Annotated in this window: 17 protein-coding genes, 1 other RNA gene and 2 pseudogenes; 17 read left to right on the top strand and 3 right to left on the bottom strand. The window is 63.5% G+C overall.

The genetic code is table 11. The features are described 5' to 3' along the window. Window positions 1–58: 58 nt before the first annotated feature. The 8 genes and pseudogenes from ABS769_RS12725 (at window position 59) to ABS769_RS12690 (ending at window position 11,838) form a co-directional block, all read left to right on the top strand. A pseudogene (locus ABS769_RS12725) lies at window positions 59–1,970 on the top strand (beta-galactosidase). Then, a complete protein-coding gene (locus tag ABS769_RS12720; protein WP_317062029.1) occupies window positions 1,964–3,331 on the top strand; it encodes an APC family permease in 1,368 nt (455 codons plus the stop codon). The pseudogene ABS769_RS12725 and the gene ABS769_RS12720 overlap by 7 nt, the downstream one beginning before the upstream one ends. Then, window positions 3,328–4,245, top strand: coding sequence for a carbohydrate kinase family protein (locus tag ABS769_RS12715; protein ID WP_317062042.1), 918 nt, complete (start codon window positions 3,328–3,330; stop codon window positions 4,243–4,245). Before ABS769_RS12720 ends, ABS769_RS12715 begins: the two co-directional genes overlap by 4 nt. Next, window positions 4,242–5,666: a 6-phospho-beta-glucosidase gene (locus ABS769_RS12710; protein WP_317062028.1), complete on the top strand. Its 1,425-nt coding sequence runs from the start codon at window positions 4,242–4,244 to the stop codon at window positions 5,664–5,666. Before ABS769_RS12715 ends, ABS769_RS12710 begins: the two co-directional genes overlap by 4 nt. Window positions 5,667–5,869: 203 nt before the next feature. After that, on the top strand, window positions 5,870–7,333 hold the full coding sequence (locus ABS769_RS12705; RefSeq protein WP_350498173.1) for a glycoside hydrolase family 125 protein: 1,464 nt from the start codon (window positions 5,870–5,872) through the stop codon (window positions 7,331–7,333). A 135-nt stretch (window positions 7,334–7,468) separates the two neighbouring features. Next, window positions 7,469–9,811 (top strand): GH92 family glycosyl hydrolase, encoded by a 2,343-nt coding sequence (locus tag ABS769_RS12700; protein ID WP_317062026.1) that lies wholly within the window; start codon window positions 7,469–7,471, stop codon window positions 9,809–9,811. A 49-nt stretch (window positions 9,812–9,860) separates the two neighbouring features. Further along, on the top strand, window positions 9,861–11,702 hold the full coding sequence (locus ABS769_RS12695; protein ID WP_317062025.1) for a glycoside hydrolase family 35 protein: 1,842 nt from the start codon (window positions 9,861–9,863) through the stop codon (window positions 11,700–11,702). A gap of 60 nt (window positions 11,703–11,762) precedes the next feature. Beyond that, window positions 11,763–11,838: non-coding RNA, sX9 sRNA (locus tag ABS769_RS12690), on the top strand. Between the two features lie 57 nt (window positions 11,839–11,895). Here ABS769_RS12690 and xopK read toward each other — a convergent pair. Both xopK and ABS769_RS12680 read right to left on the bottom strand, forming a co-directional pair. Then, window positions 11,896–14,469 carry a type III secretion system effector XopK gene (gene xopK / locus ABS769_RS12685; RefSeq protein ID WP_317062024.1) on the bottom strand — a complete coding sequence of 858 codons (2,574 nt, stop codon included), beginning with the start codon at window positions 14,467–14,469 and terminating at the stop codon, window positions 11,896–11,898. A 519-nt stretch (window positions 14,470–14,988) separates the two neighbouring features. Further along, window positions 14,989–15,249: an XAC0095 family protein gene (locus tag ABS769_RS12680; RefSeq protein ID WP_317062023.1), complete on the bottom strand. Its 261-nt coding sequence runs from the start codon at window positions 15,247–15,249 to the stop codon at window positions 14,989–14,991. 169 nt (window positions 15,250–15,418) lie between these two features. Between ABS769_RS12680 and ABS769_RS12675 the strand changes: the two genes are divergently transcribed. The 8 genes from ABS769_RS12675 (at window position 15,419) to ABS769_RS12640 (ending at window position 24,598) form a co-directional block, all read left to right on the top strand. Beyond that, entirely contained in the window at window positions 15,419–16,006 is a 588-nt protein-coding gene (locus ABS769_RS12675; RefSeq protein WP_317062041.1) for a restriction endonuclease subunit S, read from the top strand. A 16-nt stretch (window positions 16,007–16,022) separates the two neighbouring features. Then, entirely contained in the window at window positions 16,023–17,531 is a 1,509-nt protein-coding gene (locus tag ABS769_RS12670) for a type I restriction-modification system subunit M (RefSeq protein WP_317062022.1), read from the top strand. Then, window positions 17,524–18,390, top strand: a complete 867-nt coding sequence (locus tag ABS769_RS12665; RefSeq protein WP_317062021.1) for a BRO family protein — start codon at window positions 17,524–17,526, stop codon at window positions 18,388–18,390. Before ABS769_RS12670 ends, ABS769_RS12665 begins: the two co-directional genes overlap by 8 nt. Beyond that, a complete protein-coding gene (locus ABS769_RS12660) occupies window positions 18,387–18,668 on the top strand; it encodes a hypothetical protein (protein WP_317062020.1) in 282 nt (93 codons plus the stop codon). Before ABS769_RS12665 ends, ABS769_RS12660 begins: the two co-directional genes overlap by 4 nt. After that, complete coding sequence (locus tag ABS769_RS12655) at window positions 18,658–19,920, top strand: restriction endonuclease subunit S (protein ID WP_317062019.1); 1,263 nt, start codon at window positions 18,658–18,660, stop codon at window positions 19,918–19,920. Before ABS769_RS12660 ends, ABS769_RS12655 begins: the two co-directional genes overlap by 11 nt. After that, window positions 19,917–23,207, top strand: a complete 3,291-nt coding sequence (locus tag ABS769_RS12650; RefSeq protein ID WP_317062018.1) for a type I restriction endonuclease subunit R — start codon at window positions 19,917–19,919, stop codon at window positions 23,205–23,207. The genes ABS769_RS12655 and ABS769_RS12650 overlap by 4 nt, the downstream gene beginning before the upstream one ends. Beyond that, window positions 23,204–23,950, top strand: coding sequence for a YgjP family zinc-dependent metalloprotease (locus tag ABS769_RS12645; RefSeq protein ID WP_317062017.1), 747 nt, complete (start codon window positions 23,204–23,206; stop codon window positions 23,948–23,950). Before ABS769_RS12650 ends, ABS769_RS12645 begins: the two co-directional genes overlap by 4 nt. A 432-nt stretch (window positions 23,951–24,382) precedes the next feature. Then, window positions 24,383–24,598 carry a hypothetical protein gene (locus tag ABS769_RS12640; protein WP_102580840.1) on the top strand — a complete coding sequence of 72 codons (216 nt, stop codon included), beginning with the start codon at window positions 24,383–24,385 and terminating at the stop codon, window positions 24,596–24,598. Between the two features lie 52 nt (window positions 24,599–24,650). Here the strand turns inward: ABS769_RS12640 and ABS769_RS12635 are convergent. After that, window positions 24,651–24,761, bottom strand: a pseudogene (locus tag ABS769_RS12635) (RebB family R body protein); the annotation flags it as partial. 114 nt (window positions 24,762–24,875) lie between these two features. Here ABS769_RS12635 and ABS769_RS12630 point away from each other — a divergent pair. Beyond that, window positions 24,876–25,961, top strand: a complete 1,086-nt coding sequence (locus ABS769_RS12630) for a sialidase family protein (protein WP_350498172.1) — start codon at window positions 24,876–24,878, stop codon at window positions 25,959–25,961. Window positions 25,962–26,788: the final 827 nt, after the last annotated feature.

The following is a 26,788-nucleotide window of genomic DNA, read 5'->3' as shown; positions in this document are numbered from 1 at the left end:
CCGCTCACTGCGCGGCGCTGCGCAGTGCGGCAGTTCCTTCTATCCACCTGGAGAAGCGATGAAACGCAGAAGCCTGTGTACCTTCGGCCTGCTCGCACCGTTCGGTCTGGCGGCCGCGCCGGCGGTGCTGTCGTCGCTGCATGCGCCGCGGCCGGATGGCCGCCCGCATGCGTTCGGCTTCGAGCGCGGCCAGTTCGTGCTGGATCAGCAACCGTGGCAACTCCGTAGCGGCGAGATGCATCCGTTGCGCATTGCCCGTGCGGACTGGCTGCAGCGCATCCGCATGGTCAAGGCGATGGGTTTGAACACCATCGCGCTGTATCTGATGTGGAACGCCTACGAACGCGAGCCGGGGCAGTTCGATTTCGACACCGGCGAACGCGATTTCGTTGCCTTCATCCGGCTGTGCCAGCAGGAAGGGCTGTGGGTGTATCTGCGACCCGGCCCGTACGTCTGCGCCGAATGGACGCTGGGCGGGCTGCCGCCCTATCTGCTGCGCGAGCCGGGCATGCGCCTGCGCGATGCCACAGACGCACGCTACATGGCAGCAGTGCAGCGCTACATCGCCGCCGTGGCGCCGCGTATCGCACCGCTGATGGCCAGTGCCGGCGGACCGGTGCTGATGCTGCAGATCGAGAACGAATACAGCATGCAGGGCAGCGATGTGGGCTATCTGCAGGCGTTGGAGGCACTGTGGCGCCAGCACGGTATCGATGGTCCGTTCTCATTGGCCGAAGGCATGAAGGATCTGCGCCGGCGCAAGGCCTATCTGCCCGGCGCCGCGCTGGGACTGGATGGCGCCGATCTGGCTGAACTGCAGGAAGCAAAACAGATCGCAGGCGATGCACCGGCGTGGGTAGCCGAAGGTTATCCCGGTTGGCTGACACACTGGGGCGAAGACGCGTTTGCGCAGCGCGATTACGCGCCGATGCTGCAACAGCTGATGGCCGCCGGTTACTCGTTCAATCTCTACGTGGTGCACGGCGGTACCAATTTTGGTTTGAGCGCGGGTGCCAATGCCGAAGACGATGGTTCGCAATTCCAGCCTGCGTTGACCAGCTACGACTACAGTGCACCGATCGACGAAGGCGGCCGCGCCACGCCTGCGTACATGGCGCTGCGCCGGATCATCGCCCAGCACAGCAGCACGGCGCTGCCATCGATCCCGGGCGCGCCACCCCGCGCGCGCTTTGCACCGGCCCTTGCACGCCCGGTGGCCGCGCTCTGGGACCACTTGCGTACCGGACCTGTACACACCGAGCGGCCCACCGACAACCAGACCCTGCTCAAGCAGAACCTGGGGCTGGTGGTGTACCGGCGCCGCATCGCGGCCGGCACGCAGATGGATCTTGGCAAGGTGCACGACTACGCGGCGGTGCACCTCGACGGTGACGAAATCGGGCATGTCTCGCGCGTGCAACATGCGCGCCTCAACAGCACGCCAAAGCTGCCACTTCCAAGCGCTGCATCATGAGCGAACGCTGGAGGTGCTGGTCGACAGCTTCGGGCATATCAACTTCGGTCCGGCCCTGGGCGATGCCAAGGGATTGCTCGGCCCGGTGCGGCTCGATGGCAAGGAGCTGCGCGACTGGCAGGTACATGGCTTGCCACTGGATGGCGACAACGCACCCACGCTACGCCCGCTGCAGGCACCACCCACACGGCCCGGCCTGTTCTTTGCGGCCGACATCGCGCTGGAAACAGTCGGCGACATCTACCTCGACATGAGCCAGTGGCGCAAAGGCTATCTGTGGATCAACGGACGGCTGCTGGGGCGTTACTGGGAGATCGGCCCGCAGCAATGTCTGTTCTGCCCGGGCGCGTGGTTGAAGCAGGGCAACAACGCAGTGCTGGTGCTGGATCTGCATCAGCTGCAACCCACCGCGATTCACTGCGCAGACGGGCTGACATCGACACGCATTGCGACCAACGCAGCGGCAGTCGCACATGCAGAGCGCCACGCATGCTGACCGCACCCACCGTGTTGCCAGCGAATCCACAGGCCTCGGCACCACCGCGCACGCTCGGTTTCTGGAGCGCGCTGTCGGCCAACCTGCTGAACATGATCGGCATCGGCCCGTTCATTACCATCCCATTGGCGCTGTCGGCGCTGGCCGGGCCGATGGTGTTGGCGGGCTGGGTCGCCGGCGCGCTGCTGTGTCTGTGCGATGGCCTGGTGTGGGCCGAGCTGGGCGCGGCGATTCCGCGCTCGGGCGGGCCGTACCACTATCTGCGCGAGGCTTACGGCCGCGAACGTTGGGGGCGCTTGTTCGGGTTTCTGTATCTGTGGCAGACCCTGCTGACCGCACCGTTGTCGGTGGGTTCTGCCGCGGTGGGCTGCGTGCAATACCTGGCGTTCCTGATGCCGGGGCTGGGCCACACCCAACTAACCGCGATTGCGATGGCGCTGTGCGCCTTCAACACGCTGCTGCTGTATCGCAAGGTGCGCTCGGTGCAAGTGCTGTCGCTGCTGGTCAGTGGGGTGGTGATCGGCGCCTGCGTGTGGATCATTCTCAGCGGCGTGCTGCATTTCGATTTCGGCATTGCATCGGCGTTCTTGCATGCGCGCCCCGCGTCGCCGCAGGGATTCTGGCTGGGCTTCGGTGCGGTGGCGTTGATCGCGGTCTACAACTACGGCGGCTACAACAACGTGTGCATGCTCGGTGGGGAAATCCGCAAGCCGCGGCGCACGATTCCACGCGCGGTGCTGATCTCGATCCCGATCGTGGCGCTGCTGTACCTGGGCCTCAACATCACCTTGCTCGGTGTGCTGCCGTGGCAGCAGGCGGCGCAATCCAAGGCGGTGATGGCCGACTTCATGCAGGCCATCTACGGCCCCATCGGCAGCACCGTGGCGGTGGCGCTGATCGTGCTGGCCAGTTGGGGCTCGGCGCTGGTGGTGCAGTTGGGCTACTCGCGGGTGCCGTACGCGGCCGCGGCGGCCGGGCAGTTCTTCGGCGTGTTCGCACGGCTGCATCCGCGCGGCGGGTTTCCCACCGTGTCGCTGCTGTTCGTCGGTGCGACCTCGGCGCTGGCTTGCCTGCTGTCGCTGGACGATCTGATCGCCACTTTGATGATCATCCAGATCCTGTTCCAGTTTCTGGCGCAATGCCTGGCGGTGGTGCTGTTGCGCCGCAAGCGACGTCGGCGGGCCTTTGCGATGCCGCTGTATCCATGGCCGCTGCTGATCAGCGTGTTCGGCTGGCTGTATCTGCTGGCGACCAGCCCGGGGCGGCGGCTGCTCGCCGCCGTGGTGGCACTGTGCTTCGGCAGCGCCTTGTATCTGATCCAGGCAAGGAGGCAGCGCGCATGGCCGTTCCAGCTGCAATGAACACTGCGCAACTCGTGGTGGTCGGCGAGGTCTATCTAGACCACATCTTCAGCGGCTTCGATCGCTGGCCCACGCCGGGCGAAGAAGCGCTGGCGCGCCATTACACGCGGGAGCTGGGCGGCGGCACGATCATCACCGCCTGCGCGCTGGCGCGGCTGGGCTGCAACGTGCGCGTACTCGGTGCGATCGGTGCGCAGGACCGCCTATTGTTCGAACAGCGTTTGGGCGAGTTCGGTGTCTCGGCCGATGGTTTGATCGACTCGACTGCCGGCACTGGCGTGACCACCAGCGTGTCGCTCCAGGACGACCGTTCGTTCTTCACCTATCTCGGCGCCAATGCCGAGTTGAGCGCGTTGCTACTGCGCGAAGACATCATCGACACACTGTCCGCAGCCACGCATGTGCACTTTGCGATGCCGTTGCCGGCCGCATTGGCAGCCACGTTATTGCCGCTGTTGGCACGCGCCGGCTGCACCACTTCACTGGACGTGGGCTTCAGCCCCGCATGGCTTACCGACCCGGCCAACCACGCCACCTGCCGCGCGGTGACCTGGTTCCTGCCCAACCAGAAAGAAGCTGCGCTGATGGGCTGCGGCGACGGCGCCGATGCCTGCCTGGCCTGGGCACGCGCACTTGGCCTGCGCCAGACGGTGATCAAGCGCGGCGCTGCGGGCGCCATGGTGATCGACAACAACGGCGCACGCCCGATCGCCGCGCCCATCGTGCCGGTGCGCGACACCACCGGCGCGGGCGATGCGTTCGATGCCGGCTTTCTGGCGGCCCAGCTGCGCGGCCTGACGCTGGACGAAAGCGCACAGCACGGCTGCCATGCCGGCGCCGCCTGCTGCAGCGCGCTCGGCGCGCTCGACGGCCTTTTTCTTTTATCTCCCCCCACACACGAGGACGTTCCATGAGCAGTTCTGTCGACAATCGCAAACTGACCCTGATCGGCGGCGGCGGCGTACGCACACCGTTGGTGGTGTACGGCGTCAACGAAGCCGCCGAAGCGCTGGGCGCGCGCGAGATCGTGCTGTACGACCCCGACCAGGAGCGCCTGGCGTTGATGGTGGCGATGGGCCGCGCCATCGTCGCCGAGTCCGGTGGCGCGTTGCAGGTGCACGCCGCGCCATCGCTGGAAGCGGCGATCGAAGGCGCGCACTTCGTGCTCAACAGCATCCGCGTCGGCGGTATCGCGCAGCGCGCCTCCGACGAACAGACCATCATCCGCCACGGCTATTCCGGCCAGGAAACCACCGGCCCCGGCGGTGTGGCCAAGGCCTTGCGCACGGTGCCGGTGGCGATCGAACAGGCGCGCATGATCGAGCGCCTGAGTTCGGACGCCTGGCTGGTCAGCTTCACCAACCCGGCCGGGCTGATCACCCAGGCCATCAGCGCACACACCCGCGCCCGCGTGGTGGGCATCTGCGACACGCCGGTGGAGCTGTTCCACAACATCGCACGCGCGCTCGGCGAGCCGGCCGCCGATGTCGAATGCGAGTACGTCGGCCTCAACCACCTGGGCTGGATCCGCGCGGTGCGGCTGCGCGGCGTGGACATCCTCGACCGCGTGCTGGCCGACGACGCCCTCCTGCGTCAGCTGTACCTGGCGCCGTTGTTCGACTTCGACATGCTGCGTGCGCTGCGGCTGATCCCCACCGAGTACCTGTATTTCTTCTACGAACGCCGCCGCGCCCTGGACAACCAGCGCGCCAGCGGCGCCAGCCGCGGTGGCGAGATCGAACGGCTCAACCGCAGCCTGATCGGCGACCTGCGCAGCCGCCTGGAGGCCGGCGACACCACCGGCGCAGTGCAGACCTATGCCGCCTACCTGGCGCAGCGCTCCGGCTCGTACATGAAGCTGGAGGCCGAGGCCGGCTCGGCCTTCGCGCCCGACCTGGCGCCACAGCCGGACCCGTTCCGCGCCAGCACCGGCTATCACCGCATCGCCGTGGACGTGATGAGCGCGCTGACCGGCGCCCGCCCCAGCCGGCACGTGGTCAACGTGCGCAACCAGGGCGCGATGGCCGAGCTGGCCGACGACGACATCGTGGAAATCGCCGCCGACATTGACCGCAACCGCATCGTGCCGATCCCGGCCGCGCCGCTGCCCAGCGCTGTGCAGGGCCTGGTGCGCTCGTTCAAGGCCTACGAACATGCCGCGATCGAGGCGGCGCTCAGCGGCAGCCATCTGGACGCCTGCAAGGCGATGCTGATCCACCCGGCGATCGGCGAGTGGAGCCCGTCGCGACGCATGCTGGATGAGCTGTTCGGGCATGAGCACGACGATGGCCACTGCGCGGGGCCGGCGCATTGGCGTGAGCATGCGGCTGGTTGATGGGGAGCCGTGTCGGCTGTTGGCCGCAACCCACGTATACGGCGCCGAATTGTGCGAACGCACTATGCACATTCGGCGCACACGTTGTATGGTCATCGGGAATTGGTCCTGCATAGGTCTCATCGTCGGTCCGGCGTGCCACGCCGCTGATGCGGAGGTGCCGCTGTGCAGACCGTTTGCAGAATCCAAGGAGCCTCCAGGTCATGCACACCCGCCGCGACATCCTTCAGTTGCTGGGCGCCAGCGCGGGCGCCGGCCTGCTGGCCACCGCGCTGCCCGCCTTGGCGGCCGCGCCCGCTACCGGCGCGTCCAGTGCCGCCGGCAACTTCGTCAGCAAGCGCCCACCCAAGGCGCAGCGCCGCTTCGTCAGCAAGGCGGTCGAGCAACAGATCGTGCAGATCAAGGCGCGCATCGCCGATCCCGAACTGGCCTGGCTGTTCGAGAACTGCTACCCCAACACGCTAGACACCACGGTGGAAACCGGCACCCGCAACGGCAAGCCGGACACCTTCGTCATCACCGGCGACATCCACGCGATGTGGCTGCGCGATTCCTCCGCGCAGGTGCACCCGTATGTGCCGCTGGCCAGGCGCGACCCCGCGTTGCGGCGCATGTTCCATGGTCTGATCCAGCGCCAGGCCGCGTGCATCCGGCTCGACCCGTATGCCAACGCCTTTCTGCCCGATGGCCAGACCCAGCGCCTGAAGTGGTCGCTCAACGACATCACCGAGATGAAGCCCGGCGTGGGCGAGCGCAAGTGGGAAATCGATTCGCTGTGCTACCCGATCCGCATCGCGCACGAATACTGGCGCGCCACCGGCGATGCCGCCCCGTTCGACGACGACTGGCGCGCGGCGATGCACGTGGTGGTCAAGACCTTCCGCGAGCAGCAGCGCAAAGAGAATCGCGGCCCGTACGTGTTCCAGCGGCCCTCGCCGCTGGCCACCGAAACCCTGGTGCTGGAAGGCTACGGCCAGCCGACCCGGCCCAACGGCATGATCCACTCGATGTTCCGCCCCTCCGACGATGCCTGCGTGTATCCGCTGTTCGTGCCGGCCAACCTGTTTGCGGTGGCCTCGCTGCGTCAGCTGGCGACGATGAGCACGGCCTTGCACCGCGATACCGCGTTTGCCGCCGACTGCAACGCGCTGGCCGACGAAGTGGAAGCGGCGACACGCAAGTTTGGTCAGCAACGCGACGCCGATGGGCAGGCGTACTGGGCATTTGAAGTGGACGGTTACGGCAACCAGTTGTTCATCGACGATGCCAACGCCCCCGGCCTGCTCAGCCTGGCCTACCTGGGCTGCTGCGAGCGCGCCGACCCGGTGTTCCTGCGCACACGCCAGCTGGCCTGGAGCGAACGCAACCCGTATTTCTCGCGCGGCAGCGCGGCCGAAGGCGTCGGCAGCCCGCACAGCGGCATGGGTACGATCTGGCCGATGTCGATCATCCAGTACGCCCTGGTCAGCGACGACGACGCACAACTGCGCCAATGCCTGCAGTGGCTCAAGACCACCCATGCCGGCACCGGCTTCATGCACGAGGCCTTCGACAAGGACAACCCGAGCACCTTCACCCGCGACTGGTTCGCCTGGGCCAACACCCTGTTCGGCGAACTGATCATCGACCTGCACCAACGCAAACCCCAGCTGCTGCGCAGCGCCTGATTCCACGAAGGGCCCGCCCTTCCAACGCGGACCTGCAGAGCGCTTGATCTTCCCTTCTCCCGCCGGGAGAAGGTGCCCGAAGGGCGGATGAGGGTACGGCCCGCCCCACTTCGTGACATCCAAGAGCACATCACCATGGCAACACGACGCGGTTTTCTCCAAGGCGCCATCGCAGCGGCACTGTTCGGCAGCGCAGGCCTCTCCGGGCTTGCACGCGCACGCGCCGGCATCTACGCACTGCCGGCCGATGCGCGCACCCGCGCCGAGCTCACCCGCCATGTCGATGTGTTCATCGGCACCGGCGGCCATGGCCACACCTTCCCCGGCGCGACGCTGCCGTTCGGCATGGTGCAACTGAGCCCGGACACCTACAACGCCGTGTGGGATTCGTGCTCCGGCTATCACGAGTCCGACGGCTCGATCATGGGCTTCTCGCACACGCATCTGTCCGGCACCGGCATCGGCGACATGTTGGACTTTCTGCTGGTACCCGCCACCGGCGAAGTGAAGCTGGTGCCCGGCGAACTTGACGCACCGGACAGCGGCTACCGCTCGCGCTACGACCATGCCGATGAAGCCGCATCCCCCGGTTACTACCGCGTGCGGCTCAAGGACAGCGGCGTGCATGCCGAGCTCACCGCCACCGCGCGCGCAGGCCTGCATCGCTACCACTTCCCCAAGGGCAAGCCGGCGCACGTGCTGCTGGACCTGTGCCATGGCATGCAGGACAAACCCGGCATCCCCACCCGCATCACCGACGCACAGCTGCGCGTGGTCGACGAACGCACCCTCACCGGTGGCCGACGCGTCTACCAGTGGGCGCAGGGCCGCTACATCTATTTCGCCATGCGGCTGTCACGTCCGTTCAAACAGGTGCAGCTGTACAACGAAGACCAGCCGCTGGCCGCCGGCACGCGCAGCGCCGATGGCGTGCATCTCAAGGCCGCACTGCACTTCCCCGATGCCTCCGATGCGCCACTGCTGATCAAGGTCGGCATCTCCGCCGTCAGCGCCGACAACGCGCTGGCCAACCTCGACGCCGAACTGCCCGACTTCGACTTCGCCCGCGTGCATGCGCAAGCGGTGGCGGCCTGGGAAAAGGAACTGGGCCGCGTGCGTATCGACAGCGATGACGACGCGCAACGCCGCATCTTCTATACCGGGCTGTATCACAGCCTGCTGGCGCCGACGCTGTTCAGCGACGTGGATAACCGTTACCGCGGCATGGACCTGCAGATCCACACCGCACCCAAGGGCTACCACAACTACAGCACCTACTCGTTGTGGGACACCTACCGCGCCGCGCATCCGCTGCTCACCCTGGTGCAACCCGAGCGCGTGCCCGACCTGGTGCAGTGCCTGGTGCGCGGCGCCAACGAATGCCCGGATGGCGTGGGCATCTGGCCGCTGCAAGGCGTGGAAACCGGCTGCATGATCGGCTACCACTCGGCGGTGGTGCTGGCCGAAGCGCATGCCAAGGGCTTCACCGGCATCGACTACACCGCCGCCTGGCCGGCGTACCGCAAACGCGCGATGGACGACACCACCCACGGCCTGGCGTACTACCGCAAGCTCGGTTACATCCCCGCCGACAAGGTGGACGAAGCGGTCAGCCGCACGCTGGAATACGCCTACGACGACTGGGCCTGCGCGCATCTGGCCCAGGCTGCCGGTGCCACCGACGATGCACGCGCACTGCGCGAGCGCTCGCGCAATTACCGCAACGTGTTCAATCGCGACAGCGGCTTCGTGCAGGCGCGACTGGAAGACGGCAGCTGGGCTAAACCGTTCGACCCGCGCGGCATGGGCCACATCAGCAAGTGGCGCGACTTCACCGAATCCAATGCCTGGCAGGCCAGCTTTCTCAACCAGCACGACCTGTACGGTTACATGGACCTGTACGGCGGCCGCGACGGCTTCGTCGCCAAACTCGACGAGTTGTTTTCCACCAGCTCCGAACTGCCTGCCGATGCACCGCCGGATATCGACGGTCTGGTCGGCCAGTATGCGCACGGCAACGAGCCAAGCCACCATGTGGCGTATCTGTTCGCCTACGCCGGCCAGCCGTACAAGACCCAGGCAATGGTGCGCCGGCTGCTGCGCGAGCAATACCACGACGCGCGCAACGGCCTGTCCGGCAATGAAGACTGCGGGCAGATGAGCGCATGGTTCGTGCTCAGTGCGCTGGGGTTGTATGCGGTGGATCCGGTCAGCGGCAACTACGTCCTCGGCAGCCCGCTGTTCAAGCGTGCAGAACTGGATGTCGGCAACGGCCGCACCTTGCGCATCGTGGCCAACAACAGCAGCGCGCAAAACGTGTACGTGCAATCGCTGACCTGGAACGGCAAACCGATCAACCGCAGCTGGATGCGCCATGCCGATCTGGCTGCTGGCGGCACGCTGGAATTCACCATGGGCGCCAAACCGAACAAGGCCTTCGGTGCGAACAAGGAAGATCTGCCGCCTTCGTTTGGTTGATGCTCGTTCTTACTCGTTACAAGTCACTCGTCACCGCCGAGAATTTCCCATGTTGCGCACCACCCTTGCACCGCTCGTTCTGGCCCTCGCGTTCGCACTTCCCGTCACCGCGATTGCCGCTACTACCGACACCTGGCCCAGTTTCGGCACCCAAGGCACGCAGTTCGTGCGCGACGGCAAGCCGTATCAGATTCTCTCCGGCGCCATCCATTTCCAGCGCATTCCGCGCGAATACTGGAAGGACCGCCTGCAGAAGGCACGCGCACTCGGCCTGAACACGGTGGAGACCTACTTGTTCTGGAATCTGGTCGAACCGCAACAAGGCCGGTTCGATTTTGCCGGCAACAACGATGTGGCCGCATTCGTGCGCGAAGCCGCCGCGCAAGGCCTCAACGTGATCCTGCGCCCCGGCCCCTACGCCTGCGCCGAATGGGAAGCCGGCGGCTACCCCGCGTGGTTGTTCGGCAAGGACAACATCCGCGTGCGCAGCCGCGACCCGCGCTTTCTCGCCGCCAGCCAGGCCTATCTGGATGCGGTGTCCAAACAGGTGCATCCGCTGCTCAACCACAACGGCGGGCCGATCATCGCCGTGCAGGTCGAGAACGAATACGGCTCCTACGACGACGACCACGCCTACATGGCCGACAACCGCGCCATGTACGTCAAGGCCGGCTTCGACGACGCCTTGCTGTTCACCTCAGACGGCGCCGACATGCTCGCCAACGGCACCTTGCCGGATACCCTGGCGGTGGTGAATTTCGCGCCGGGCGAAGCCAAGAGCGCCTTCGAAAAACTGATCAAGTTCCGCCCCGACCAACCGCGCATGGTCGGCGAATACTGGGCCGGCTGGTTCGATCATTGGGGCAAGCCGCACGCCAGCACCGACGCCAAACAGCAGACCGAAGAACTGGAGTGGATCCTGCGCCAGGGCCACTCGGCCAATCTCTACATGTTCATCGGCGGCACCAGTTTCGGCTTCATGAATGGTGCCAATTTCCAGGGCAATCCCAGCGACCATTACGCACCGCAGACCACCAGCTACGACTACGACGCCATCCTCGACGAGGCCGGCCGTCCCACGCCCAAGTTCGCATTGATGCGCGACGCCATCACCCGCGTCACCGGCGTGCAACCGCCTGCATTGCCGGCGCCGATCGCCATCGCCGCCCTGCCGGAAACCCAACTGCGCGAATCGGCCTCGCTGTGGGACAACCTGCCCGCGCCGATCGCTATCGACACCCCGCAGCCGATGGAACATTTCGGCCAGGATTACGGCTACATCCTCTACCGCACCACCGTCACCGGCCCGCGCAAGGGCGCGCTGTATCTGGGCGAAGTGCGCGATGTGGCACGCGTGTATGTGGATCAGAAACCGGTGGGCAGCGTCGAACGCCGGCTGCAGCAGGTCGCCACCAACGTGGATATTCCGGCCGGCGAACACACGCTCGATGTGCTGGTCGAAAACAGCGGCCGCATCAACTACGGCCCGCGCATGGCCGACGGCCGCGCCGGTCTGGTCGACCCGGTGCTGCTGGACAACCGGCAGCTCACCGGCTGGCAGGCCTTCCCGTTACCGATGCGCTCGCCCGACAGCATCCGCGGCTGGACCCGCAATCACGTCGACGGCCCGGCCTTCCATCGCGGCAGCCTGCGCATCGGCACACCCACCGATACCTATCTGGACATGCGCGCCTTCGGCAAGGGCGTGACCTGGGCCAACGGCGTCAACCTCGGCCGCCACTGGGCCATCGGTCCGCAACGTGCGCTGTATTTCCCGGCGCCGTTCCAGCGCAAGGGCGACAACGCCGTGGTGGTGTTCGATCTGGACAACACCGCAAAGCCCAGCGTGCGCGGTTTGCAGCAGCAGGTGTGGATCACGCCGAAGGACTAAGCGCGGCCAACAAACGACTGCGCTCACCGTCAGATGGGCGCGGCGTCGCTCGGAATCGGTACGTATCACTCGTGCGCTGCGGTTATGAGCGCGCCGTCCGCACACGCTGAAGACTGCTCGCCACGTTTTGTCAGCCACTCCAGGCAGTGGCGGCAGGTGTGCATTTGGCAACGACGCCACGGCTGCTGATCGCTCAAGGGCTGAATGACGGCGTTGCCGCGGCCGCAGCGCCTTCGCGGATGCGCGCGGCCTGCATTTCGGTGGCCAGCAACGTGCCGCGCACATCGGTAGTGTGCCGCCGGGCCTGTTTCATGCAGAAATGCGCAAAGCCCGCACTTCCTGGCTGCGGCGTGATCGCGTTTGCGGTCAACGCACCGATCAGGCGCTGTTGCAGCCCCTGCATCCTGTTTTCTGCGCGCTGGATTTTTCTCATGTCTGAACTTTCCAGCTCCTCGTTTGCCATGCCCAGTTCTTCCAACATCAAGCTGACAGATCGCAGTTGGAACTCGTCGCGCTCACGCGCTTGATGCAGTTGCGTGGTCAAGCGTGCGTGCGCCTGCGCAGCCGTCGTGGCTGTGGCCTCTGTGTCTGGGATTGCACCACTGGCAGCATCCTCCGCCGACAGCTCCACCCGCAAGCGCAGTTTCGAGTCTAGATATTTCTTTTGTAACTCCAGGCAACTTTGCATGTACGCAACCTGCGACTTGACCGAGCCTGGCGTTTGCAGCCACTGGTTCAACGCTGTTTCGGTCAATGTATCGGTATGTTTTGCATAGCTTCGCGCGGCTTTTTCGCCAGCGACGCGGGGTTTGCCGGTGAGCACTGCTCGCCCGTAGGTCGCCCCTGCAAAAAGCGCTGCCCTGGCTCGCTTCGCAAGCGAGGACGGTTGAGCCGCCTGACCAGTTGCTGGGCTCTGATCGGTAGAGCGAGGCACTGCCCGATAGCGTTTCTTCATGTCGTTGGCGCAGCTCTGCAAGAGCGCGTCCCGTGCTTTTTCCTGACCGTCGATACAGGCGTACAGGGCGCTGCGCAGTTCGAATCCATGCTGCGGAACGGCAGCAGTCGCCTCCGTCGCGGCTGACGCGTCGTCGGCTGCAGGCGATGCCTGTTTTGCCGCTACCGACTGGGCAGCCACCGTGTGTTCGGTTGAGCCGGGCATGACATGGTCAGACTCCAGCTGGTCACCAGTGCCCGTCGTCACGACGGTGTCCGACGCTTTTCCCGAGGCATCGTCACTGACGCGTGGTGTGCCATGCGGATCCACTTCCCCCGGTGAGGCAGCGACGCCCGCCTCGGGCGTGGGCAGCAGGTCGGCCATGGCAAGCAATGCCCGGTCCACGCTGGGCATCTCCGCAGTCTCGTAGTTGCGATACCGTTTTTGCTTGCCATGCGCCAGCAGAAACTGGTGGCCACCAACACCCATCGTGACCGCACCCAGCAGACCGGCACCGACCACCAAACCGGTGCCCACCGGCCCGGTCACGGTGGCTACACCCAGCACAACAGCAGCACTGACTCCGGTTTTGGTCAAAGTGCTGGCCGTGTAGGTGACGCCGCCAACGACAAAGCCCTTGTTCCAGTTGTTGAAGCTGCCGACGAATCCGCTGCGCTGGGTCAGCTTGGTGCTCAAGAAGTGCTGGTAGCGTTGCGCGCCAGGGCTGAGCTCGCCCGCTTCCAGGCGTTGCATGAAGTCTTCGACACGCGCCACATCGGCAACCACGCGCGTTTTCTCCTTGCGTGACTGGTGCAGAAACGTACCGCCCAGCGCGGTGGCAGCGACGCTTGCCAGCGGAGCCAAGACAAATGTGCCGGCAATACCGGCCGCCGACGCGACGCCTGCGGCCGCGGTGCTGTGGCCGATCAAGCCAGCAGCATTTGCGTTATTGGCGCCGAGTGCCAACCCGCCCTGGATGCCGAGCTCTGTCGTGGCCTTGGTAAAGATCACACTTGCGGACGCCATCGAGGTCACCGCGATGGCGCCATCACGTGCGTTGCGCTGTTGTTGGTAAGCGACTGTATCAATCGCCTCGCTCAAGGCATCGATCTGAGCGCCTGCAACTGCAGTCAATGGGCCGCTCTCCAGCGCAGTTTGCAGCAACGCCCTCTCCGACTGAAGTTGACGTTTGCGTTGCCGCAGGGCACCGCGTTGTTCGGCCACTTCGCGGGTTTCCTTGTAGGCGGCGTAGATCGCAAGGCCAGAGAGCGGCAGCATGGCGCCACTGATGCTCAAGCTCATTGCCAGATCGGCAACGCCTTCCGGCGCCCCCTCCTCAGCCAGGGTGTGCAGGAGGCTCTCGTGCGCTGCAGGCTCGATCGGATGCGGATCCAGAGAGTGATCTGCGCCGATACCCTGCTGCGTCTGATGGTCTGCCGACACTGGCGTGTGATCGATCGGCGTGTGTTCGTGTGAATGCGCGGGTTGGTCGGCTTCCGGGGAATGTTCCGGTTCACCCGAGCTGGGCATTTCCGCGATCAGTTCCGCCGTGTTGTCTACAGTGCCATGCAGTGGATCGGCAAGATACTTGGCGACCACGAATGCATCATAGACCGCCTCTGCTTCCTGAATTTCGGCCATGGCATTTTCGCCAGCTTTGTGTTTTGAAGCGTGGCCGGAGACGGGCTTTCGTTGGGAAGCCTTTCGCTTTAACGATTCCAAACCCATGGGCCAGCCATCGGCAGCTGGCAGATCGTTCGCTGAAGCAAGGGCGTCGGGAGTAGACGAATCAAACGAGCGGGCAGAGCTGTTTGCGTGCTGTTGAATGCGCATAGCCAAATATCCACATGATGCGTTGCGGAAATAGTCTGCCTTCTATCTGCAGGACTCGCTCCAACTGCGAAATTCCTTGCCTTGGAGAGAACAGCCGACATGAAATTGAACAGCATTCATCTCGAATATAAATTGATGACTCGCTGGCGTATCAAAACGGGCGGGAGCTGAACTTCTCCCGGCGCGGCGCCAAACCGGTAGCGCCTCGATAGAGAGCTTCAACGGACGCCCGCAAGCGGAGTGTCTCAACCGCACTGACTCTTCTCACTGGCCGATCAAAGGCGCCAAATCAGGCCGAAATCTCTACCGACTAATTGCCCTGCAATCGGGGGCGGGTCAAATCTACTCCGCACTCTAAACCCGATCGCTACCCAGCGCGGGAGGACGTCGCTTAGTACCGAGTGCACAAGGCTTGGCTGCCACGTATCTATGTCGCATGCAACGAACGCATTAAACACTGCACGGGCCGCATACGGATTGACACGCATCCGCGCCGACACCATCACCCGCCCGCATCCTTCAAACCGAAGCGTGCAGCGTCGCCGGCCAGCGTGCCTCATCAATAATCAGACGTACCTGCTCTGCCAGCAACTCTAGACAGAGCGCCAGCTCGTCCATGCGAATTGCCAGTTGCGGGGCCTGCTCTTCTGCGCGCGTGCGCGGCTCCGCAATCCGCGCCAGAAAACGCATGTGCTCGCCAAGCTTCTGCAGGCGGTCTTGCGCGTGCTCGGGCAGGTAATAACCCAGCACGGAGCCATCACCGTCAAAGGGTTGCTGCATTCTTTTCTCCCGTCACACACCGCATGGCCTGTTCTCACGTCAGGAGTCACCGCTCCTTGCCCATGAGATTACCAAGCAACCGGCTTTCGCGCATCCATTTTTACTACATCAAATCAAATGAAGCAGAATTTTATTGAAAAAAAGTGGATTCCACTTCATTGTGCGCTTCATGATCAATCATGCACTCATCGCCACCCTTGCCGAGCACGCGGACGTCCGCATGGGCTACCCGTTTCGCGGGGCGATTCCTGAGGTTGCCGGGGGCAGCGTGCGCGTTGTCCAAATCAGGGACGTTCCACGCACCGGGCTCTGCACCTACGACGCGCTTGTCGCAACAGAGGTCGAAGGCCGTAAACAACCCGACTGGCTCCTGGATCAGGACATCGTGTTCATCGCCAGGGGGGCCAACACCTTTGCAGCGCTGGCACAGGCACCGCCGCCACGCACGCTGTGCTCCCCGCACATCTATGTCATCCGGGTGAAGGCACCGCAGCATCTATTGCCCGCCTTCCTCGCGTGGCAACTCAATCAGGCGCCGGCACAACGCTATCTGCGCCAGTCGGCCGAGGGCAGCAACCAGCTGAGTATCCGCCGCACGGTGCTGGACATGACCCCCATCCGCCTGCCTCCACTGCCACTGCAGCACGCGGCCATTGCGCTAGAGCAGGCCGCACAAGCAGAGCGCGCCGCCTTACACGCGCTGATCAACAACCGCGACACCGAGCTTGCGATCCTCGCCGAGCGCCTCCTCGCCTAAGACGTTGGAAACCGCCATGAACAAGACAGATATCGCCCAGGACACCATCAACGCCGCCGTCTGGGCCGCCTGCGACACCTTCCGCGGCACCGTGGATCCCAGCGTTTACAAGGACTACGTGCTGACCATGCTGTTCCTGAAATACGTCTCCGACGTCTGGCAGGATCATTACGACGACTACACCGCCAAGCACGGCAACAAGCCCGGCCTGATCGAGGAGCTGCTCAAGAACGAGCGTTTCGTACTCCCGCACCGCGCCAACTTCTACACCCTGTACGACCAGCGCCACCGCCCCGGCAACGGCGAGCGCATCGACACTGCGCTGCACGCCATCGAAGACGCCAACCTGGGCAAGCTGCGCGACGTGTTCCAGGACATCAGCTTCAATGCCAACAAGCTCGGCGAGGAGCAGCAGAAGAACGACCTGCTGCGCCACCTGCTGGAAGACTTCGCCAAGCCCGCACTCAACCTGCGTCCTTCGCGCATTGGGCAGCTCGACATCATCGGCAATGCCTACGAGTACCTGATCAAGAATTTCGCCTCCAGCAGCGGCAAAAAGGCAGGCGAGTTCTACACCCCGCCAGAGGTGTCCACGTTGATGGCGCGCCTGATGGACCCGCAGCAAGGCGACGAAATCTGCGACCCCACCTGCGGCTCCGGCTCGCTGTTGCTCAAGTGCGGCCGGCTGATCCGCGAGCGCACCGGCAGCGGCAAGTACGCGCTCTACGGCCAGGAGGCGATCGGCAGCACCTGGGCGCTGGCCAAGATGAACATGTTCCTGCATGGCGAGGACAACCACCGTATCGAATGGGGCGACACCATTCGCAATCCCAAGCTGCTGGCCGGCAACCATCTTAAGGACTTCGACATCGTGGTGGCCAACCCACCGTTCTCGCTGGAAAAGTGGGGCCACGACAGCGCCGATACCGATCCGCACGACCGCTTCCGTCGCGGCCTGCCGCCGCGCACCAAGGGCGACTACGCCTTCATCCTGCACATGATCGCCACCATGAAACCGCGTACCGGCCGCATGGCCGTGGTGGTGCCGCACGGCGTGCTGTTCCGTGGCGCCGCCGAGGGCCGCATCCGCCAGAAATTGATCGAAGAAAACCTGCTCGACGTGGTGATTGGCCTGCCGGAGAAGCTGTTCTACGGCACCGGCATCCCGGCAGCGGTGTTGGTCTTCCGCGCCAAGAAGAAAGACAAAAAAGTGCTGTTCATCGACGCCAGCCGCCAGTACCAGGACGGCAAGAATCAGAACATGCTGCGCGAGAGCGACCTGCAACGCATTCTGGATACGGTGCAGGCGCGACAGAATGTAGACAAGTACGCCTACCTCGCCAGCCCGGACGAGATCGCCGGCCACGACTACAACCTCAACATCCCGCGGTATGTGGATACCTTCGAGGAAGAAGCAGAGATCGACCTGATGGCAGTGCGCCGCGAGCGCGAGCAGTTGAAGGGCGAGCTGGCAACACTCGAAACGCAGATGGCCCGCTATCTCAAGGAGCTTGGCTATGAGTGACGAAAAAAAAGATATCGCCACGCATGCTGACGAGGGCTTCCCGGCACACGACAGTGCTGCAGTCCGGCGCACATGGCACCAAGACCAATGGTGGTTTGCGGTCATCGACCTGGTTGTCGCACTGACCGACTCGGAAAGTCCGGAAAACTATCTACGCAACTTGCGTCGCCGCGATGAAGAGCTCTCCCGTAGTTGGGACACATTGGTCACTCCCCTACGCGTGGCCACTGCGGGCGGGCCGCAGTTGTTGAACTGCACCACGCTGGAAGGCGCCTTGCGCATCATTCAATCGATCCCCTCGCCCAAGGCCGAACCCTTCAAGCGCTGGCTGGCGCGCATCGGCAACGAACGCCTCCAGGGCGAAGAAGCCGTCGATTTCGATGCCCTGAGCGAGAACCAGCGGCGCCTGTTCCTGCGCGACCAGATGAGCCAGCACAACAAGGATCTGGCCGCCGCAGCCAAACAGGCCGGTGTGGAAACACCGCTGGAGTACGCCGTCTTCCAGGACCACGGCTACAAGGGGTTGTACGGCGGCCTGGGCGCAAAGGATATCCACGCACGCAAGGCCCTGAAGAAGAGCCAGACGATCCTCGACCACATGGGCAGCACCGAACTGGCGGCCAACCTGTTCCGTGCCACGCAGGCCGAAGAAAAACTGCGCCGCGAGAACGTGCAGGGCAAGACGGCAGCCAACCGAACGCATTTGGAGGTGGGCCAGACGGTGCGCAAGACCATTCAGGAACTGGGCGGAACCTTGCCGGAAGACCTGCCCGCACCGGAAACCAGCATCAAGCGGCTGCAGAAGGACGCCAAGCCGGCGCCGGGTCAGGACAAGGACAAGGACAAGGACAAAAAATGAACAGCCGCCTTGCCACTTTGGAAATCAACCACTTGCCGAAAGGGGGGGGTCAATTTGACCCCCCCCTTCCAAGGGCGATCCGGACAACCGCCTTGCCTGGCTTGCAGCACTGGGGCTCCGCATTACAAGCCCGAATCGGGACGTCAGTTGTCAAGAAAAACCTGACAACTGACGCCTACGGTCAGAAGACCGCTGCGCAACGCATGGTCGAACGCGCTGACCTCAACCAGCCCAACATGGTGCTGAAAACTAAAATTAGGAAAAGTGATGCTTCCTGATGGCTGGCGACGCACAACGCTTGGGGATATTGGCTCCGTCAAATCTGGCAGCACGCCCGCACGCTCTCAACATGACCGCTATTTCGTAGGCGGAAAGTGGCCATGGGTTAAAACCATGGACCTCACAAATTCAGAGATATTAACAACAGACGAAGTCATCACCGATGCAGCGCTGGCGGAATCTTCTTGCAGGCTTTTCCCTGCCGGAACTGTGTTGGTCGCCATGTACGGAGGCTTCAAGCAAATCGGCCGCACAGGGCTATTGCGGGAGAAAAGCGCTGTCAATCAGGCGATCTCTGCAATTGATATTGAACGAAACCAAGCAGACCCAGAGTTTGTCTTACATTGGCTAAATGGGAGCATTGAAACATGGAAGAACTACGCTGCCAGCAGCAGAAAAGACCCAAACATCACACGCGAAAACGTATGTGACTTTCCGGTCATTCTGCCCACTTTGGGAGAACAACGCCGCATCGCCCACATCCTCTCCACCTGGGATCAAGCCATCGCCACCACCGAGCGACTGCTAGCCAACAGTCGTCACCAGAAGATGCTGCTTTCACAGCAAGTATTGACCGGCAAGGCACGTCTTGCGGGCTTCACTGCTAGTGGGCATAAGAGGAACACGCCCTATGGCTCAGTTCCAGTGGAGTGGGACTACCCCCGAATCGGCGATGTCGCTGCGGAAATCAGCGAAAAATTAGGCGATTCGGAGCCCCATCCGGTTTTGTCCTGCACCAAACACCACGGGCTGGTGGATTCACTGAAATACTTCAAAAAACAGGTATTCAGCGTAAATACGTCCACCTACAAGGTTGCTCCTCGGGGCTGCTTCGTCTATGCAACGAATCATATCGATGAAGGCTCCATCGGCTATCAGAACTTGTACGAGGCTGGTTTGATCAGCCCTATGTACACCGTCTTCAAAACGAGCGACAAGGTCGTTGATACCTACCTGTTTGCGCTACTCAAGACAGAACACTATCGCCAGATATTTGCGTCTGCGATCAATGCCTCTGTAGACCGCCGCGGAAGCCTGCGCTGGAAGGACTTCCAACGCATCCACATTCCGTTGCCGTCCGTAGAAGAGCAGCAGGCGATTGCGACGATGTTGGCTCAAGCCGGCCGCGAAGTTGCGTTGATCAAGAACCAGCTGGACCTGCTGCGCGAAGAAAAATCCGCCCTGATGTCCCAACTCCTCACCGGCAAACGCCGCGTGCGCCTGCCAGCCGACGAGGCCGCACACGCATGACGCACAGCGCCCCGGACACCCGCGAACAGGCCAGCGCGCAGCTGCCCGCACTGCACCTGCTGTGCAACCTGGGCTGGCGCTACCTCAGCAGTGCGCACTGCCTGGCATTGCGCGGCAGCACCCGAGAGGTGCTATTGCTGCCGCGCCTGATCGAGACGTTGCAGAGCCGTCGTTTCGACTACAAGGGGCAGACCTACCCGCTCTCGCCGAGTGGCATCGACCAGATCGTGCGCGAGCTGTCGGCGCTGCCGCTGGGCGATGGGCTGCTGGCTGCCAATGAGCGGCTGTATCAACTGCTGACGCTGGGCATCACCGTCACCGAGTTCATGCCCGACGGCAAGAAGCACCAGCCCACCATCGCAGTGATCGACTGGGGCGATGCAGCCCACAACCTGTGGGACATCACCGAAGAATGCGAGGTGCTCTCCACCCACGGCACGCATACGCGCACGCCCGACATCGTGGGCTACGTCAATGGCCTGCCGCTGGTGGTGATCGAAACCAAGCGCGCCGATGCCGGGCATGCCGGCAAGTCGATGGTGGCCGAAGCGGTCAGCCAGCAATTGCGCAACCAGCGGGCAGAAGAGATTCCGCAGTTATTCGCCTATGCGCAGTTGTTGGTTGCCATCAGCCTGACCGAGGCGCGCTACGGCACCACGCACACCCCGGCCAAATTCTGGGCGCGTTGGCGCGACGAGCAGTTCGACCAGGCGCAGCTGCGCCGCCTCAAGAACCTGCCACTGCCTGCGGCTACCCGCGATGCCCTGCTGGCAGACAAGCCGGCGCCGCTGCGGGCCTACTGCCAGGCGTTGTGGGCCAAGCCCATGCTGCCCACCGAGCAGGACCTGCTGTTGGCCGGGTTGCTCACCCCGGCCCGGCTGCTGGAGGTGCTGCGCGGTTTTGTGCTGTTCGACCGCAAGGTCGGCAAGATCGTGGCGCGCTACCAGCAGTTCTTCGGCATCCGCGCGTTGCTGGCGCAGATCCGCACGCGTCGCCCCGACGGCGGACGCCAGGGCGGCGTGCTGTGGCACACCACCGGCTCGGGCAAGAGCTTCACCATGGTGTTTCTGACCAAGGCGTTGGTGCTGGATACGGCCTTGACGCAGTGCCGGGTGCTGGTGGTGACCGACCGTACCGACCTGGAGGCGCAGCTGTCGCGCAACTTCATCAGCGGCGGCGCGTTTGGCTCGGCCGTCGGCACCAAAAAAGAAGGTGAGCGCAGCAAGGCCACGACCGGCCGCGATCTGGCGCGCCGCATCGGCCTGGGCAGCGAGCGCATCACCTTCTCGCTCGTGCAGAAGTTCACCACCGCCGCCAAGCTGCCCGAGTGCCACAACACCTCGGCCGACCTGATCGTGCTGGTGGATGAAGGCCACCGCAGCCACGGCGGCGAAACCCACGAGCGCATGCGCAAGGCGCTGCCCAATGCAGCCTATCTGGCGTTCACCGGCACCCCGCTGCTCAAGAACGAGAAAGCCGCCAACAAGTTCGGCCCGATCCTGCATGCCTACACCATGCAGCGCGCAGTCGAAGACCAGACCGTGGCCCCGCTGCTGTACGAAGAACGCGTGCCGGAGCTGGAGGTCAACGCGGCGGCGGTCACCCGCTGGTTCGACAAGATCACCGCCGGGCTCTCGGACGCGCAAAGCGCGGATCTGAAAAAGAAGTTCGCCAGCAAGCGCGCCATTTATGGGGCGGCCAATCGCATCGAACTGATCGCCTGGGACATCGCGGCGCATTTCAACGAGAACATCAAACCGTTGGGCCTGAAGGGGCAGCTGGCAACCGACAGCAAGCGCGATGCCATCCGCTACAAGCGCGCCCTGGACGAGACCGGCCTAGTGACAGGCGCGGTGGTGATCTCCCCGCCCGATACCCGCGAGGGCAACAGCGACGTCGATGAAGACACCCTGCCCGAGGTTCAGAAATGGTGGAAGCAGGCCATCACCGACCAACGGCTGGATCCGCAGGAGTACGAGCGGCAGACCGTGCGCGACTTCGGTGGCGATGGCGACCCGGACCTGCTCATCGTGGTGGACAAGCTGCTCACCGGTTTCGATGAGCCGCGCAATGCGGTGCTCTACATCGACAAACCGCTCAAGGGCCACAACCTGATCCAGGCGGTGGCACGGGTGAACCGCCTGCACGACGCCAAGCGCTACGGCATCCTGGTGGACTACCGCGGCATCCTGACCGAACTGGACACGGCGGTACGTGCGTATCAGGACCTGGAAACCCGTACCCAAGGCGGCTTCGATGTGGCCGATATCGAGGGCCTGTACCAGGCGATCAGTACCGAGTACAGACGCTTGCCTGCGCTCAATGCCAGGTTATGGGCATTCTTCGACGGACTGGCCAGCCATGACGATCCGGAGCAGTTCCGGCAGCGCCTGAGCCCGCGCTTCGTCGCTGACGAAGAGGGCGCCGATTACGACGAGCGACAGAAACTGCGCGACGACTTCTCCGCCGTGCTGACCGAGTTCGGCCTGTGCCTGCAGACCGCACTCTCCTCACGCAGTTTCTTTGAAGACACCGCCTTTCCGGATGCATTGATCGACCGCTACAAGCGCGACCTGCGCTTCTTCTCCGGGTTGCGCAGGACCGCACGCCAGGATGCGATGGAAACCGTGGACTACAGCATCTACGAAGAGCAAATCCGCAAGCTGGTGGACAAACAGGTGATCGGCCGCGAGGTGCGCGAATCCCCGGGTGCGTACGTCGTGTATGAATTGGGCAAGCGCGAAGATCCGCAGACCTGGTCGGAGGAGAAGACCCGCAACGAGGCCGATCTGATCCAGACGCGTCTGCGCAAGACCATCGAACAGGAGTTGGCCAGCGACCCGTACGCGCAAAAAGTCTTCGGCGAGCTGTTGCGAGAGGCCATTGCCGAGGCAGAAGCCATGTTCGATCATCCCTTGAAGCAGTACGCCGTGTTCAAGGCCTTCGAGCAGCGCCTGGAGGCCAGGCAGATCCCCAGTATTCCAGTGGCATTGGCCGACAACCCGCATGCCAGTGCCTACTACGGCGCGATCCTGCTGGAACTGGGCGAGGATGCCATGCACGCCAAGAGCGCTTCCGAGGCAACGCATCTGGCCGATCTGGCACTGACGATCGATGGCGTGGTGCGCACCGCCATTGCCGAGAACTCGTTGAACCTGCACAGCATCGAGTCGCAGATTCGCCAGACCTTGCTTCCGCCCATCTTCGATCTGGTCGGGCTGGACCATGCCAAGGCCATCGTGGAGCAGGTCGTGCACATCACGCGCATTGGGCTCAGCCGCACGTGACACCAGGTCAGACCGACACCGAGATGGTGGTGACCTACGGCGAGCGCCGCATCCACTGCCAGATCCGGCGATCCGCGCTAAGGCGCACCCAACGCGTGGCCATCCATGTGGAGCCCGATGGCTGCGTACGGCTGGATGCGCCACTGCAGGCGACCGATGTTCAGATCAGACGCGCGCTGACCCGGCGCGCACGCTGGATCCACCTGCACTTGGTGAAGATCGAACAACGCCTGCGGCATGTCACCCCACGCGAATACGTCAGTGGCGAAACTGTGCTGTATCTGGGGCGGCGCTACCGGCTAAAGGTAATCCTTGACGACCAGATGCATGACGTCCGCCTGCGTGGCGGTTACGTCGAAGCACGGGTGCCCAGCCGTGCGCCCGAGGTGGTGCGCGCAGCGCTGGAAGAGTGGCAACGCGAGCGCGCCAGGTTGCTGCTACCGCAGCGCGTGGCCAACATGGCCGCCCAACTCCGCTGGATCAAGCAGGTGCCACCCCTCTCACTGCGGATGATGCAGCGCCAGTGGGGCAGTTGCTCACCCTTGGGAAGGATCAGCTTGAATCTCGGCCTGATCCGTGTCCCGGGCGCCTGTATCGATTACGTCATCCTGCATGAGCTGTGTCATCTGAAAATCCACAACCACGGCAAGGCCTTCTATCGCCTGCTCGATGCCCATATGCCTGGTTGGCGGGAGATCAAACAACGCCTGGATAGTCTGGCCGAGCTGGCGTTGCGTCACTGAGCAATTAGATCAGTCGGGCTTCTCCGACCGCCTGGGGCAAGCGTTCGGGTGGTCGGCGTAGTGGAGGCTTACTGCTTACTGCTTACTGCTTACTGCTTACTGCTTACTGCTTACTGCTTACTGCTTATTGCCTGCTGCCTGCTGCCTGCTGCCTGCTGGGGCAATGGTTCTTGGCTGACTCCGCTACATGCGTTGCCAGAACGTGAACCGGATCAGCCAGAGATGTTTGCATGTCTCAGCAACGGCCCTTCAGACCGCCGCGCCCGCGCCGTTATCTGGACGTCCACCGCCTACGCACCGTCTGCTACCTATGTTGTATCGAACGGATGGCATTCCAGGCAAGATCACCGGCTCACGCCGTTGTGGAAGGCAGTGGCGCATTCCCGTCGTTCCATCGAGCGACGGTCGGTTGGTGAGTTCCAGGAGCGTTTCATGTCGTCGTCCACCGTTACGCAAGACCCTGTCTCCGCGGTTCCGGAGCAGACCCAGCACGCCTTTGCCGAACACGTCCACAGCAAGCCCGCGCCCAGCCAGCCGATCGGCAGCACCGAAGCGGCGCACCTGATGACGTTCCTGTGCCAGACCCACTCGGCCAAACAGCCGCAGATCCTGCTGCCGCCGCAAGCGCGCGACGACGACGCGACCTGAGCGCTCGCGTCAGCAACATTGGCGACAGCACTGCCGCTGTCGCCAATCGCCATTACTTGCCGCCGTTGAATGCCTTGAGCACGGTGAGCAGACTGGTCAGATTGTCGGCCACGCCCGCTTGCGCGACCTTCTCGACGTCCGCCGCCGAAGCAGTGGTATCGAGCATCGCGGGTGCTCGCAGTGGTCGGCGACCGCGGCCGCCCGCGATGACCAAAGCACATGGTATTTAATAGATGATAAATAGGTATCTTTAAAATCCGCACAGGACTGGACCACGATGCCTCTGTCACGCCTGCTGACCTGCCTTGTTGCGAGCCTCGCGGGCTTCGCCGCCAACGCCGAATCACCGGCATCGCCTCCCTCACCGATCGTGCTCAGCGAGTTCATCGCCGACCCGGCACCGACGCCGCAGGCGCACGCGTCCACACTATTGGAAACCCGCGACGGCACGCTGCTGGCGGCCTGGTTCGGCGGCGCACACGAGGGTGCGGCCGATGTCGGTATCTGGCTCGCCCAACGCGGCCCGCAGCACTGGCAGACACCGCGCCGCATCGCAGACGGCGCGCACGCAGGCGTGGATGGCGCGGCACTGCCAGCCTGGAATCCGGTGCTGTTTCAGTCCCGCACCGGGCCGGTGCAGCTGTACTACAAGCTCGGCCCGAATCCGCGCGATTGGTGGGGCCTGCGCATTACATCGACCAGTGACGGTGCGCACTGGTCGCCACCGCAGCGCCTGCCCGACGGCATTCTCGGCCCGATCAAGAACAAGCCGGTACAGCTCCCGAATGGACGCATCCTCGCGCCCAGCAGCAGCGAAGACCATGGCTGGCGCGCGCATCTGGAATGGAGCGACGACGACGGCTCACATTGGCAACGCGGCATGCCGCTCAATGATCCGAAAGTGATCGGCGCGATCCAACCCAGCGTGTTGCTGCATGCAGACGGCCGCGTGCAGATATTGGGCCGAAGCCAGCAGAACAAGCTTTTCAGTACGTTCTCCAATGATGGCGGCCTGCACTGGCAACCGATGCAATTGCTGGACGTAGAAAACCCCAACTCCGGCACCGACGCCGTGATGCTGCGCGACGGCCGCGCCCTGCTGGTCTACAACCCCGGCATCGCCGGCAAGGACTGGTGGGACGGCCGCGGCACGCTTGCGGTCGCGCTATCGACTGATGGCGTGCACTGGCAGCGCGTACTGACACTGGAAAACAGCGAAAAAGACGAGTTTTCCTATCCTGCCGTGATCCAGACCCGCGATGGTCTGGTGCACATCAGCTACACCTGGAAGCGCCAACGTATCAAGCATGTGGTGATCGATCCGGCGCGACTTGACGGCAACGCTGATAGCACGACGCCATAGCCACTGCTGCATAGTCAGGAATAGGTCGAGGGCGCGGTGTCCTCACTGCTCGCAGGACATGCAGGGAGGACACAAGACAAGCGAAATTTCGAATCGAAGCGTTGTTTAGATGCGGTCAAAAGCTCAGTTAGTCGAGGGCGCGGTGCCCTCACCGCTCGCGGGACACGCCGCAAGTACGTCCATGTAGGCTCGGTGGCGGCATCCATGCCGCCACACGGTCCCGCAAGCGGCGAGGACACCGCACCAGAGAGTTCCTGGCTGCTTTGTTAAAAGCCATGCACCGACCAACTCGACTGGTCCTTGCCCGCTCACCGTCGCGGGACCTTACGCGGCATGGATGCCGCGTAAGAGCCTACACGGACGTACTTGCGGCGTGTCCCGCGATGGTGGGCGGGCAAGGGCCCTGCAGCAGACCCACAGATCACCCGCTCTGCAACTGATCTACCCGCGCTAAGCAATCACTTCGACACACTGAGACTTGGGTCGTAGCGCCGTTTAGATGCAATCAGAAGCTCGAGTAAAAAGCCTTGCTGGTCGATTGCACGGTGCCTCACCGCACCAGAGAGTTAATCGGTTGCGTTGTTGAAAACCATGCACCCCGGACCACCTCGACTGGTCCTTGCCCGCACACCGTCGCGGGACCTTATGCGGCATGGATGCCGCAGAAGAGCCTTATCTGTTCGGAATCTGGCAGTTTAGATGTCGAGAGCCGGCGTGGGCCACCGTGAGAGCCTGGATCTCAGCGATCGCCGTGTAGCTTGGTACCCACGCCGGATTCTCCCTTGATTCGCCCGAACAGTTGCCCGAGGTGACACTCGAAACGATAA

This window comes from Xanthomonas hortorum (genome assembly GCF_040279205.1).
Classification (GTDB): domain Bacteria; phylum Pseudomonadota; class Gammaproteobacteria; order Xanthomonadales; family Xanthomonadaceae; genus Xanthomonas; species Xanthomonas hortorum_F.
Note: the sequence above shows the minus strand (reverse complement) of the source record. Positions and strands in the feature narration are given on the sequence as shown.

Excerpts from the sequence above, each read along its gene's own strand:
- ABS769_RS12720 (WP_317062029.1), top strand. The coding sequence starts at position 1,964 with ATGCTGACCGCACCCACCGTGTTGCCAGCGAATCCACAGGCCTCGGCA.
- ABS769_RS12715 (WP_317062042.1), top strand. The coding sequence starts at position 3,328 with ATGAACACTGCGCAACTCGTGGTGGTCGGCGAGGTCTATCTAGACCAC.
- ABS769_RS12710 (WP_317062028.1), top strand. The coding sequence starts at position 4,242 with ATGAGCAGTTCTGTCGACAATCGCAAACTGACCCTGATCGGCGGCGGC.
- ABS769_RS12705 (WP_350498173.1), top strand. The coding sequence starts at position 5,870 with ATGCACACCCGCCGCGACATCCTTCAGTTGCTGGGCGCCAGCGCGGGC.
- ABS769_RS12700 (WP_317062026.1), top strand. The coding sequence starts at position 7,469 with ATGGCAACACGACGCGGTTTTCTCCAAGGCGCCATCGCAGCGGCACTG.
- ABS769_RS12695 (WP_317062025.1), top strand. The coding sequence starts at position 9,861 with ATGTTGCGCACCACCCTTGCACCGCTCGTTCTGGCCCTCGCGTTCGCA.
- xopK (WP_317062024.1), bottom strand. The coding sequence starts at position 14,469 with ATGCGCATTCAACAGCACGCAAACAGCTCTGCCCGCTCGTTTGATTCG.
- ABS769_RS12680 (WP_317062023.1), bottom strand. The coding sequence starts at position 15,249 with ATGCAGCAACCCTTTGACGGTGATGGCTCCGTGCTGGGTTATTACCTG.
- ABS769_RS12675 (WP_317062041.1), top strand. The coding sequence starts at position 15,419 with ATGATCAATCATGCACTCATCGCCACCCTTGCCGAGCACGCGGACGTC.
- ABS769_RS12670 (WP_317062022.1), top strand. The coding sequence starts at position 16,023 with ATGAACAAGACAGATATCGCCCAGGACACCATCAACGCCGCCGTCTGG.
- ABS769_RS12665 (WP_317062021.1), top strand. The coding sequence starts at position 17,524 with ATGAGTGACGAAAAAAAAGATATCGCCACGCATGCTGACGAGGGCTTC.
- ABS769_RS12660 (WP_317062020.1), top strand. The coding sequence starts at position 18,387 with ATGAACAGCCGCCTTGCCACTTTGGAAATCAACCACTTGCCGAAAGGG.
- ABS769_RS12655 (WP_317062019.1), top strand. The coding sequence starts at position 18,658 with ATGCTTCCTGATGGCTGGCGACGCACAACGCTTGGGGATATTGGCTCC.
- ABS769_RS12650 (WP_317062018.1), top strand. The coding sequence starts at position 19,917 with ATGACGCACAGCGCCCCGGACACCCGCGAACAGGCCAGCGCGCAGCTG.
- ABS769_RS12640 (WP_102580840.1), top strand. The coding sequence starts at position 24,383 with ATGTCGTCGTCCACCGTTACGCAAGACCCTGTCTCCGCGGTTCCGGAG.
- ABS769_RS12630 (WP_350498172.1), top strand. The coding sequence starts at position 24,876 with ATGCCTCTGTCACGCCTGCTGACCTGCCTTGTTGCGAGCCTCGCGGGC.